This is a genomic window from Protofrankia sp. CiP1_Cm_nod1 (assembly GCF_920888515.1).
Taxonomy (GTDB): Bacteria; Actinomycetota; Actinomycetes; order Frankiales; family Frankiaceae; genus Protofrankia.
The window spans coordinates 1-12,342 of record NZ_CAKKTM010000125.1 but is presented as its reverse complement, the minus strand read 5'-3'; the positions used below and the strand labels follow the sequence as shown (position 1 = coordinate 12,342).

The window sequence follows — 12,342 nt, the reverse complement described above, 5'->3', positions numbered from 1 at the left end:
GGTCGGGCCCGCGGCGGCCGGCCAGGCGGTACGCGCGGGCCGGTCGGCAGCCGGCCCACGGGAGCCGGTCCGCCGGCCCCTGACCCGGCGAACGGGCCGTCGACACGACAAGGCCGACACGGCCCCGGTCGGACAGGGGCGCCACGGCGCCCCCTCGCAATATCGGTATCAGCTCACTACGCCCCCACCGCGTAGTACATGATCGGGGCGTAGTGAACGATGACCGTAACGTCAAGCCTACGTAAGGCACCGGGTGCGCCGCCGTCCAGGCGGCGTGATCCCGGTGGCCCGATCACGCAACCTCCGCAGGCAGGACGGGAGCCCAGATGGCCGTCGGCGCGCGTGCACGGTTAGTACCGTCCAGGTACCACCTGGTGCTCGTCATGGTCACCTCCACCGCGGCGGCCGTGACCGTGGTCTGCCTGGCCCGCCTGCCGGAAACAGCCGGACCGGTCTCGTGGTATCGGCTGGCCCTCGGGATCGCCTGTGTCGCGATCGGCCCGATACCCCTGCTGCGGGTGCGTTCGGGGCACCACACCGGCGACTACGACCTCAGCGAGGCCAGCGTGGTCATCGGGCTGGCCCTGCTGCCCGCCCCCCAGCTCGTCACGATCAGCGCCGTGGTGGTCCCGGTCATGCACGCCATCCTGCGCAGGCCACCGGTGAAGGTGATCTTCAATGGGGCCAGCGCCACGTTGGGCACCGCGGTCGCGGCCGGCGTCCTGTGGCTGTCGGGCGGGCGTCCAGGGCATCTGGAGGGTGTGGAGATCCTGCTCGCGGCACCGGCCGGCCTCACGGTCTGCCTGTGGACCAGCCTGTCCGTGTCCATGGTGATCTCCGCGGCGCGCGGGACGCCGCTGCGCCGGACCCTGTGCGAGACCATGGGCATCAGCACCGTGATCGCGGCCGGCGGCATCGCGGTCGGCTGCGCGGCCGTCGCGCTCGCCCACACCAGCCCGGTGACGCTGATCGTCCTCCCGCCGGTCCTGGCGGGCCTGGTGATGGTCTACCGGATGCAGGTCGACTCGGCCCAGCAGCGTGACCACTGGCGCCAGCTCAACGCGGCCGCGAAGGATCTCGCCATTCTGGACCGGACGGCCATCGAGGCCCGCGCGACGAGGATCGCCTATGAGATCTTCCGGCCGGACGGCGTGGAGCTCGTCGTCGACCCGATAGCACCGCCGGGCCCACCGCCGATACCACCGCCGGGCCCACCTGCACCCGTGCCACCGGCGTCGATATCGCGGCCGCCGGCGCCCGCGCCCCGGCCGTCCGGATCGCCGACCGCATCGCCAACCGGCTTCCAGCGCGGAACCGACCATGTCGCCACCCCGCTGACCGGGCCTGCCGGCCAGGTCGGGGTGCTGCGGCTGCGCTTCGCCCGGCCGGCCCCCTGGAAGGACCACGACCAGGCCGTCCTCGCCGCGTTCGCGAACCTGGTGGCGCTTGCGGTCACGAACGCCAACACCTATGCCGAAGCCCACGACCAGGCGTTCCACGACGCCCTGACCAACCTGGGCAACCGCCGGATGCTCCAGCGGCGCACCGCCGAGGCGATCGCCGCCACCGCCGCCGGGCCGCGCTCCGCCCTGCTGCTCGTCGACCTCGACCGGTTCCGGGACGTCAACGACACCCTCGGGCACGACGCCGGCGACCAGCTGCTGCGCGGGATCGCCGAACGGCTGCGGCGCGGCGTCCGCGCGGGCGACCTGGTGACCCGCATCGGCGGGGACGAGTTCGCCGTGCTGCTGACCGGGATCCGGGACGCCGAGGCCGCCGAGACCATCGCGGCCACGCTGACCAGGGTGCTGGCCCACCCGGTCGCCGTCGAGGGGATGATGCTCTCGGTGGAGGCGTCCATCGGGATCGCCTGCCTCCCCGAGGACGGCGACACCGTCGACGAGCTGCTGCGCCGCGCGGACGTCGCCATGTACCAGGCCAAGAGAACGCACGGCGGTTACCGGCGTTACCGGGCCGACGAGGATTCCTCCACGCTGGCCCACATGGCGTTGATGGCGGACCTGCACGACGCGCTCGACCACGGCGACATAAACCTGTGCTACCAGCCGCAGATCGACCTGGAAACGGGCCGGATCGTCGCTTTCGAGGCCCTCGCACGGTGGAACCACCCGGTTCTCGGCCGGCTTTCCCCGGACGCCTTCATCGGTGCCGTGGAACAGTCCGGACGCATTGGCGACTTCACCCGGACCGTGCTGCGGGAGGCGTTGTCCGCGGCCGGCCGGTGGCACGCGGACGGCGCCCGGGTGGGTATTTCCGTGAACCTGTTCGCGCGCAATCTCCTGGAACCGGGCCTGGCCACCGAGATCGCGCAGCTGCTGCTGGCGAACAGGCTGTCCGCGGCGGCGCTCACCCTGGAGATCACCGAACGGGCGGTCGTCACCGAGTCCGCCGCGACCGCGCGCTCGCTGGCCGCGCTGCGCGACCTCGGGGTGCGGCTGGCCGTGGACGACTTCGGCACCGGCTACGGCGCGCTCAACGTGCTCGGGCAGTTCGACCTGCACGAGGTGAAGATCGACGAGTCGTTCGTCCGCGACGCCGCCGGTGGCCGGGCCAGCCGCGCGATCGTGCGGGCCACTGTCGCGCTGGCCCACGACCTCGGGCTGCGGGTCGTCGCCGAGGGGGTCGAGGACGCCGAGACCCTCAACGCCCTGTCCGCCCTCGGCTGCGACCTCGCCCAGGGTGCGTTCATCAGCCCACCGGGCACGGCCGAGGAGGCCACCGCCCTGCTGCGGGACGCCGGCCGGCTGGCGGCCCCGCGATCGGCCGACGTGCTGCCGTTCCGGCGCCCCGCCGGGGAGCGGGCCGGGGGCGCCGCGCCCGTCCGCAGGGCGTATCCGGCGACCGACGGCAGATGACCTGACACGGAGATGACCCGATACACCAGGATCGTGCGTGTGATCTGCTGAGGTCCTAGTGTGGTCCGCGATGACCACGCCCACACCGCTGCCCATGCCGCTGCCCGCGCAGCCGCCAGCACCGGCGTCCACGGCCCTGCTGACCGACCAGTACGAGCTGACGATGTTGCGGGCCGCGCTGCGTTCGGGGGCGGCGTCGCAGCGGGCGGTCTTCGAGGTGTTCACCCGGGCGCTGCCGGCCGGGCGCCGGTTCGGTGTGCTCGCCGGCACCGGCCGCCTGCTGGAGGCGATCGCGGCGTTCCGGTTCGGCCCGGACGAGCTCGCCTACCTGCGCGGCAACGGGACCGTGGACGACGCCACCGCGGACTACCTGGCCGGCTACCGCTTCAGCGGGGACATCCACGGCCTCGCCGAGGGCGAGCCGTTCATGCCGAACACCCCGGTGCTGGTCGTCGAAGGCACCTTCGCCGAATGCGTCCTGCTGGAGACGCTGGTGCTCTCCGTGCTCAACCACGACAGCGCGATAGCCGCCGCGGGCGCCCGGATGGTCGCCGCGGCCGCGGGCCGGCCGTGCGTCGACATGGGCTCCCGCCGCACCCACGAGCAGGCCGCGGTCGCCGCGGCCCGGGCCGCCTACCTGGCCGGCTTCACCGCCACCTCGAACCTGGCGGCGGGCCGGCGCTGGGGCATCCCCACGACCGGCACGGCGGCGCACGCGTTCACGCTCGTCCACGCCTCCGAGCGGGACGCGTTCGCCGCCCAGACCGCCGCGCTCGGGACGGGCACCACGCTGCTCGTCGACACCTACGACGTGCCGGCGGCGGTCGCCACCGCGGTCGAGGTGGCCGGGACGGCGCTCGGCGCGGTCCGGCTCGACAGCGGCGACCTCGCGGCCGTGGCCCGGGCCACCCGCGCCCAGCTCGACGGCCTCGGCGCGCAGGCCACCCGCATCATCGTGACCGGGGATCTCGACGAGCACGCCATCGCCTCGCTCGCGGCCTCGCCGGTGGACGGCTACGGCGTGGGCACCAGGCTCGTCACCGGCTCGGGCGCGCCGACGACGGGCTTCGTCTACAAGCTCGTCGAGGTGGCGGGGACGGCGGTCGCGAAGGCCTCGGTCGGCAAGAGCACCAGGGGCGGCCGTAAGCATCTGACCCGCCGGCACGGCCGCGACGGGGTGGCGGTCGCCGACGTGATCACTACGCCGGTCCGGGGAGCCGAGCCGGCGGCGAAGCGGGACGAGAGCCACACCGGCACCGGCACCGGCCGTCCGCGGGCCCCGCGCGGCCCGGAGGCGGGCCCGTCCTGGCCGGAACGGCCGCTGCTGGTGCCGCTGGTACGCGGCGGCCGGATTCTCGACTCCGACGCGACGACCGCCGAGGGGCTGCGCGCCGCCCGGGCCCATCACCAGGCGGCCCTGGCGTCCCTGCCGGCGCACGCGCTGCAGGTCACCTACGGCGGGCCGTGCCTGCCGGTCATCACCGCCGGCCAGCGGGCAGCGCGGCAGCCCGGACAGCTGTAGGCCCCGCCGGACGGGCCCGCGGCCCGCCCCATCGCCCTACCGGCTCACCCCGCTCGCCCGGCTCGCTCTGCCCAGCCGGTTCGTTCTGCCCATTCAGCTCGCTCTGCCCAGCCGGCTCGTCCCGCCCGTCCCGCCCGGGCCTTTGCGCTGGTTTGCCCGGCGCCGCCGTCCCGGGCCGGACGGCGGGTCAGCGCCCCCGCCGGCGTGGCCAGGCCGCACACTGGGGCATCGTGAGACCTGTCATGTCGAACGAGACCCCGCTCGGTGGGGACCCCGTGGACAGCGTCCCCACGGACAGGGCCGGGGCGGGCCGGGCGCGGGCGGGCCGGGGCTACGCGCGGCGGGCCCCGGACATGCTCGTGAACGGGCCGTCCCCGATCGCGGTCACTGTCGATGTCGTCCTGCTGACGCTGCGTTCCGGGCAGCTCTGCGTACTGGTCACCCAGCGGGACGCGCCGCCGTTCCAGGACGACTGGGCGCTGCCCGGTGGCTTCGTCCGGGTGGACGAGGACCTGGACGCCTCGGCCCGCCGGCAGCTCGCCGAGGGGACCGGGGTCGCCGCGTCCGGCCATCTTGAGCAGCTGCGCACCTACGGACGGCCGGACCGCGACCCGCGGGCGCGGGTCGTCAGCGTGGCCTACCTCGCCCTGCTCCCGAACCTGCCGCCCCCGCCGGGAACCGACCGCGACGGGCCGACGGCCCGCTGGTGGCCGGTGGAGGACCTGGGCTCCGCGGACGGCCCGGTCCTCGCCTTCGACCATCCGACGATCGTCGCCGACGGCGTGGAACGGGCCCGCAGCAAGCTGGAGTACACCCCGCTCGCCGCCGCCTTCTGCGAGGAGCCGTTCACCCTGGCCGAGCTGCGCCGCGTCTATGAGGCGGCCTGGGGCGCCCCGCTCGACCCGCCCAACTTCCGCCGCAAGGTGCTGTCGACCTCTGGCTTCGTGGTGCCGGTCGGCGCCCGCGCGGCGCCCCGCGGCGGGGGGCGCCCGGCCGAGCTGTACCGGCGGGGCTCCGCCACGGCCCTGCACCCACCACTGTTGCGCCGTTCCGTGTGAACGACGCCACCATCTCCCCGGGATCATCTGCGATCATCGTTGACGTGCATCCCGACGCCAGTAACGCAGGCATATTTCTCGTCGTCGTCGGTGGCGCCCTGTTCGCGCTGCTGGTGTGGGGCCGCCGCGTCGGCGGCGGTGCCGCGCGTGAGATCTGGGGCCGGCTGGGCCTTCTTCGCTGGATCATCGCACTGATCGTCGTCGTGATCTTTTTTGATCTCGCCGACGGCGTCGTGAACAGATGATCCACCCAACCGGAAACCTCGGACGGCTGAAGAACCGGCGGCCGGCCGGCCCGCGACACCCGCTCGCCCGGCCCGGATACGCGCAATAGATTGTCAGCGGAACGTGTGATTCACTTCACCGCAAGCAACATTTTCGCTGTACCGGAAGCGACCATTTTGTGGCTATGCGCGGTCGATCGACCGACTAGTTATGCTCACTTCCAGTAACCCCGAAGCCGGATGAAAGGACCGCGGGTGACTGGTCAGCCATGGCTGTGGACGCCGCCGCACCAGACGACGCGATCGACCGGCGTGGGACTCCTTCTCCGCTCCTACCGGCAGACGTTCGGCCTTACCCAGCAGCAGCTCGCCGAACGGCTCGGCTTCGACCAGTCCTACGTTTCCAAGGTCGAAAGCGGCCGGCGGGTTATTCACGACATCTCCACGCTGCGTCACATCGCCCGCCGGCTGTCGCTGTCCCCGGAGGACGTGGGCCTGGCCGCGGGCTCCCTGGCCGAGAGCCGCCGGGACGCCGCCCCCACCGACCCGCTGGACGAGCGGATCGCGGCCAGCCAGCGCACCTGGCGGCTGACACGCGACCACCTCAACCACCACCGGATCAGCCTGGCCCGGGCCACCGCCGGCCTGTACCCACAGCCCCACCGGCTCGGCAACGGCCTGCTGACCCGGCCCGATTGGATGTGGGACGAGCCGGTCGACCTCGCCGACATCGAACTGGAGTGGTCCGACGCGCTCCCCGCACCGACGGTGTCGGGAGCGGGCACCGACACCGAGCATCTGCGTCCGCTGACCGACGGCGGGGCCGCCTTCGGGACCTACACCCGGGCCATGCGCGATCTCGACCGGCCCACGCTCTTCGAGAACCGCCTGAGCTTCCGCATGCTTGAGGCCACCCGCGCCGGGCAGCGCGGGCCACGGCTGGCCTTCGGCCACACCACCTACTTCGACGCCCTCGACGTGTGCGAGTCGGTCGCCCATGAGACGGCCGCGGCCATGCTCGGCGGCGGGCTGTCCTGGCCGGCGCTGCCGTTGCGGCGCCGGATCGGCGACCCGTTCGACCTGGGCCAGCGGGTCGTCCTGCCGTCCATCAACACCCTGACCATCCGGCACGACCAGAGCCGGGCGAGCTTCATGCTGCACCGCCGCAGCGCCGGCTCGGTGGCGACCGCGGGCGGGGTCTACCACGTGCTGCCGGCCGGGGTGTTCCAGCCCTCCGGGATCTCCCCGTGCCACCACGAGGCCGACTTCGACCTCTGGCGCAACATCATGCGCGAGCTGAGCGAGGAGCTGCTCGGCAACGCCGAGCACGACGGCAGCAGCTCCTCCCTGATCGACTACGACGGCGACGAGCCGTTCCGCTCCCTGCAGCGGGCCCGGCGCGCCGGCCGGGTCCGCGCCTGGTGCTTCGGCATGGGCGTCGACGCGCTCACGCTCTTCGGTGAGATCCTCACGGTCGTGGTCGTGGACGCCGACGTCTTCGACTCGCTGTTCGCCGGGATGGTCCCGGTCAACGCCGAGGGCTCCGTGGTCACCACCGGCCCGCACCGGCGGGCGTCGGAGGGCATCCCGTTCACCCACGCGGCCGTCCGCCGGCTGATCGAACACGAACCGCTCGCGCCCTCGGCCGCGGCCTGCCTGGAGCTCGCATGGCGCCATCGCGGGACGCTGCTGCCCGGGCTGCGCATGCGGGCCGCGTCCTGACGGCCCCGTCGACATCGTGCGTGTTCTTGTCACCGGCGCGGCCGGTTTCGTCGGTGGGGCCGTCACCGACGCCCTCGCCGCGGCCGGGCATCGGGTGACCGCGCTCGTCCACTCCGGAGGATCGTGCCCGCGGCTCGCGTCGGAGGCGGAGATCGTCGTCGCCGACCTGGTGGACGTCCGCGCGCTCGAGCTCGCCCGGCTCGACCGCGGGTTCGACGCGGTCTGCCATCTCGCCGCCCTGACCCGGGTGCGCGAGTCCCGGTACGACCCGCTGCGGTACTTCGCGGTGAACGTGACGGGCACCGCGAACCTGCTGCGGCTGCTCGAACGCGGCACCGAGGCCACCGGGACCGCGCCGGTCGTCGTCCTGGGGTCGACCGGCGCCGTCTACGGCACGCCGGAGACCCAGCCCATCCCGGAGAGCACGTCCCCGGCGCCGACCCACCCCTACGGGGCCTCCAAGCTCGCCGCCGAGCAGCTCGTCGTCCACCAGGCCGCGACCGGCGGGATCGGCGCGGTGGTGCTGCGCTCCTTCAACGTCGCGGGCGCCGCGGGCCGGCACCTCGACAACGACGAGAGCCGGATCATCCCGGCGGCGCTGGCGGTGGCCGCCGGGTGCCGCGAGTCCTTCGGTGTCAACGGGGACGGGGCGGTGATCCGCGAGTACGTGCACGTGGCCGACATGGCCGACGCGTATCTCGCGGCCCTGGACGCCGTCCGGCCCGGCCACAGCAGGATCTTCAACGTCGGTACCGGCCTCGGGGTCAGCGTCACCGACGTCCTCGACGCGGTGGAGCGAGTCACCGGCCGCGCCGTGCGACGGGTACACCGCCCGCCGGCGGCGGAGCCGCCCGTGCTCGTGGCGGACAGCCGGCGTATCCGGGCGGAGCTGGGCTGGCAGGGCAGCCGCTCGACCATCGACCGGATCGTCGCCGACGCCTGGGACGCGGCGGCCTCACGGGCGTCCACCACCGCCACGTCCAGGTGACCGCGCGTCCGGCGGCACCGCTCGGCTTCCTCCGCTCCCCCGGCCTCTCCCGGCCCGTCGGCGTCCCCGCCTCTTCGGCCGTCCCCGCCTCTATCGGCCGGTCCTGTCTCTTCGGCCGGTCCTTCGACAGCCCTCGACCGGGCGGACCAATGGCGACAAATACGCTATAGAAATGTCACTCATGGTGACTCGCGAGGCGGGTTACCGCGTTCAGGGGTCCTACGGCCCCATGGACGGGCATCATGGACCTGCGGCGATGGCCATGGCGGCCCCGTCGACGCGCCCGGTCTGGAGCTTCGACGTCGCGGCTTCGTGTCGAGACTCAAGCGGCACGGTCTTCTGGTCACCAACGTCCGCCGCCGGCCACGGAGCTGTCGTTCATACGGCTATGACCCGTCGTCCTTGGACGAAACCGGTGGTTCTACTCGAACCTGGACATAACATAGTCCCGCGGGCCTGGATACGCGCACGAAAGATACGAGAACACGGCAGATACGGGAACACGGCCTCCGGCGCGCCCGGAGGCATCCAGATCAGTGAAGGAGACGCCCGTGGGCCGTCCATACCATGTCTACGACTACGACGGGGAGCATCTGGGCTCGTTCGCGACGTGGGACGCCGCGCACGACTGGGCCCACCTGCAGGCGGCGCTGGGCGGGGTACTCGCGCCCCTGGAGGTCGAGGACCGCCGCAACCGGGTCGGCCGGCGGCTGTGGGCGGAACGCTGTGAGTCCACCCGTTGGCAACAGGCCAGGCAGGACTATGACATCGACGACATCGGCAGCATTCACGGATGTGTCACGAGAAGTCCTGCCATGCTCGCACTTGCCCCACCTCAACAGCGACGCCCCGTCTGACCTCGTTCATCCGTACCCGGCCCATCCGTACCCGGACATCACCGCGGTGATGCCCAGCCCATCCGGCTGAACAGCTCCACGACGTCATCCACCGGCCATCCATCCGACCGGCGAAAGGCCCCGCGCCCGGGTGCGGATGCCCGCGCGAGGCAGTCAGGCATCACGAACCACACCCACCACGAACCAGCGGCCAGCCATCGCAGGCGCCCTCGGCACGGCCGACGCGGCAGGCATTCATACGGGGCACTAAGCTGACCTACGCTGATCGGGGCAGGTCGCCCGCGCCGGAACCGACGTCTGTCGGGCGGTCACCACAGCCGACATCTGTCGGGCAGCCACCACAGCCGCAGCGCCTTTGGGGGAGAGACACAGGGTGGACACACAGCCTGCGGGTGGTCAGCACCCCCGGCCGACACCTCGAGTGGTCGTCGGCATACTACGTGCTGTACGCGGCTGGCTCATAGCCGTCACCGGCGGTGTTCTGCTGTTCGGCTGTTATCTCGGTGTGTCCGCGGAGACCGACCCCGGTCGCCAGCTCCCCTATTTCGTCTCCGGTGGGCTCGGCGGGCTCGCGCTCGTCTTCCTCGGCAGCGCGCTGCTGGTGGCCGACCAGATCGACGCCGCCGCCAAGGCCCGGGGACGGCTCGACCGCCAGGTCGATGATCTGCACAGGCTGATCGTCGCCGCGGCCTCCGCGCCGGCGCCCGCCACCCCCACGACGGTGGCGGATCCGGCGGCCGGCGGCCAGGACGACGGCGGCCTGTTCGCCGTGCCCGCCGGCCGGACCTACCACCGCCGTACCTGCGAAATGATCGCCAGCAAGCCGGCGCAGCCGGTGGACTCCGCTCAGATCGCCGCCCGCGGCCTGACACCCTGCACGATCTGCGAACCAAAGCCTGCCGCGTGAGACGAGCCCGCCGCGCCGGGCGCGGCCCGGCCACGCTCCCCGGGCCGCCCCGGGGCCGGCGACAGCGCGGCTGGAGTCCTGGCGCGGCTCCTGAGGCTGCTCCTGGCGTGTTGCCGGCGGCCCGCATCCCTGGGCTGCCGGCAGGCCGGGAACGGCAGACGGGCCGGAAACGGCAGAATCGCGTTGCTGCCGCGCCGTGGGGGCGGGCCGGATGAGAAGCGTCGATCTGGCATTCGCCGGGGTCTCCATCGGGGCGATCGCCGCGCTCTCCGGCATCGGCCTGCTCGTGACCTACCGGACCAACGGTGTCCTCAACATCGCCCAGGGCGGCATCGCGGCCCTGGTGGCCTACGTCTTCCGCGCGATGGTCGTCGACTGGCGGCTGCCGGTCGCGGCCGCGGCGCTGCTCTCCCTCGCGGTCGTCTCGCCGCTGATCGGCGTCGTGCTCGAACGGTTCGTCTTCCGCCCGCTGGCCCGCCGGCGCGCGTCCGCCGCCGAGTCGCTGGTGGCGAGCCTGGGCGTGCTCGTGCTCACCGTCGGGATGACAGCCGGGATCTGGGGCCTGGGGTCCCGTAACGACGTGCCGAACCTGTTCCCGGAGCGGACGGTCCAGCTGCCCGGGGGCAGCCGCATCGGTGTCGACGCGCTCGCCGAGCTGGCCCTGGTCGTCGCCGTGTGCGTGGCCCTCGGCCTGATCACGGCCCGCACCCGTTTCGGCCGGCAGGTACGGGCCGTCGTCGACGACCGCCGGCTCGCCGAGCTGTCCGCCATCCCGGCCGACCGGGTGGCCGCGGCCGGCTGGGCCGTCGGCACCACCCTCGCCGGCTTCACCGGCATCCTGCTCGCGCCTCGCCTGCAGCTCACCCCGTATGGGCTCACCCTGCTGGTGCTGGAGACGTTCGCGGTGGTCGTGGCCGCCCGGCTGGCCAGCCTGCCGGGCGCGGTGCTGACCGCCCTGGCCATCGGCATCCTGCAGAGCGAGCTGAGCCAGTTCCAGGTGACGGGCGAGTTCAGCGCCCTGTATCTGGCCGTGCAGTCCAACCTGTTCGTGGCCGCGCTGCTGGTGCTGCTGCTGGTCCTCCCCCGGCTGCGCGAGCTCGGCGGGGACGCGGGCTCCACCGGCCGGTTCTCCAGCCGCGGCGCGCCGCAGACGTACCGGGCGAGCCTCACCGAGCAGCGCCGGGACGTCCTCGGCAAGCTTGCCGGCGCCGTGCTGCTGGCGGCCCCGCTCACCTTCGCGCCCATCAACCTGCGCGACGCGTTCACCGTGCCGGCGCTGGCCCTGATCTTCCTGTCCCTGGTGATCGTCACCGGTTACAGCGGGCAGATCTCCCTCGGCGTCGCCGGCTACGCCGGGCTCGGCGCGCTGCTGTCCGCCAAGCTCGCCGGCGGCGACCTGTTCGGGCTGCCCGCGCTGCCGGGCCTTGTCGCCCTGCTGGTCGGGGCGCTGCTGGTCGCCCCGGTGGGCCTGCTCACCGGCTACCCCGCCATCCGGCGGCGCGGGCTGGCGCTCGCCCTCACCACGTTCGCGGTCGGGGCGGTGATGTCCCGCTTCGTCTTCCAGCAGCAGACGTTCGTCTCGGGGCTGCACGTCGCGCCGCTGTCCATCGCCGGGCACATCCTGTCCGACCGCTGGTTCTACGTGGTGGAGCTGGTCTGTCTGGGGCTGGGCCTACTCGTCGTGCGCAACCTGCACGAGGGGCGTCTCGGCCGGGCGCTGCTGGCCGTGCGTGACCACCCCGAGGGCGCGGCGGCGGTGGGCGTGGACGTGCGCAACCTCAAGCTGCTGTCCTTCACCGTCTCCGCCGCCGTGGCCGGGCTGGGCGGCGCCCTGCTGATGCTCAGCTACGCCTCGTTCGACGCGGAGACCTTCTCCCCGCTCAACAGCCTGCTCTGGTTCACCGCCGTCGTCGTGTTCGGCGCCGACAGCGCCGCGGGCGCGGTGGTCGCGGCCGGCTTCATCGTCACCATCGACACCCTCGCGCCGGCCGGCTCGGCCACCCTGGCCGTGGGCATCCTGGCGCTGAGCCTGGGCTGGCTGCCCGGTGGTCTCGCCTCCGCCGTCCGCCATCTGGTGACCCGCCTCGGTCAGCGGATCGTCGAGGACCTGACCGAACCGGGCCGGGCCGGGCCCGCGGGGGCGGGCCCGGGCGCCGCGCGGGCCGCTGCCGCGTCGTCCGCCCTGATC

Annotated in this window: 9 protein-coding genes; all 9 read left to right on the top strand. The window is 73.2% G+C overall.

All coding sequences use genetic code 11. The features are described from left to right. Window positions 1-326: 326 nt before the first annotated feature. Window positions 327-2,876: a putative bifunctional diguanylate cyclase/phosphodiesterase gene (locus NBX02_RS06030; RefSeq protein ID WP_250285619.1), complete on the top strand. Its 2,550-nt coding sequence runs from the start codon at window positions 327-329 to the stop codon at window positions 2,874-2,876. A gap of 70 nt (window positions 2,877-2,946) precedes the next feature. Then, window positions 2,947-4,398: a nicotinate phosphoribosyltransferase gene (locus tag NBX02_RS06025; protein ID WP_250285620.1), complete on the top strand. Its 1,452-nt coding sequence runs from the start codon at window positions 2,947-2,949 to the stop codon at window positions 4,396-4,398. Between the two features lie 353 nt (window positions 4,399-4,751). Continuing rightward, window positions 4,752-5,456 carry an NUDIX domain-containing protein gene (locus tag NBX02_RS06020; protein ID WP_250285627.1) on the top strand — a complete coding sequence of 235 codons (705 nt, stop codon included), beginning with the start codon at window positions 4,752-4,754 and terminating at the stop codon, window positions 5,454-5,456. Continuing rightward, window positions 5,453-5,701 (top strand): hypothetical protein, encoded by a 249-nt coding sequence (locus NBX02_RS06015; RefSeq protein ID WP_250285621.1) that lies wholly within the window; start codon window positions 5,453-5,455, stop codon window positions 5,699-5,701. The genes NBX02_RS06020 and NBX02_RS06015 overlap by 4 nt, the downstream gene beginning before the upstream one ends. A gap of 234 nt (window positions 5,702-5,935) precedes the next feature. Next, a complete protein-coding gene (locus tag NBX02_RS06010; RefSeq protein ID WP_250285622.1) occupies window positions 5,936-7,402 on the top strand; it encodes a helix-turn-helix domain-containing protein in 1,467 nt (488 codons plus the stop codon). Window positions 7,403-7,418: 16 nt separating this feature from the next. Then, window positions 7,419-8,390 carry an NAD-dependent epimerase/dehydratase family protein gene (locus NBX02_RS06005; protein WP_250285623.1) on the top strand — a complete coding sequence of 324 codons (972 nt, stop codon included), beginning with the start codon at window positions 7,419-7,421 and terminating at the stop codon, window positions 8,388-8,390. A gap of 551 nt (window positions 8,391-8,941) precedes the next feature. Beyond that, on the top strand, window positions 8,942-9,247 hold the full coding sequence (locus tag NBX02_RS06000) for a hypothetical protein (protein ID WP_250290348.1): 306 nt from the start codon (window positions 8,942-8,944) through the stop codon (window positions 9,245-9,247). A gap of 373 nt (window positions 9,248-9,620) precedes the next feature. Further along, window positions 9,621-10,154 (top strand): hypothetical protein, encoded by a 534-nt coding sequence (locus NBX02_RS05995; protein ID WP_250290347.1) that lies wholly within the window; start codon window positions 9,621-9,623, stop codon window positions 10,152-10,154. 211 nt (window positions 10,155-10,365) lie between these two features. After that, the coding region (locus NBX02_RS05990; protein ID WP_250290345.1) for an ABC transporter permease at window positions 10,366-12,342 on the top strand (1,977 nt) is incomplete at its 3' end.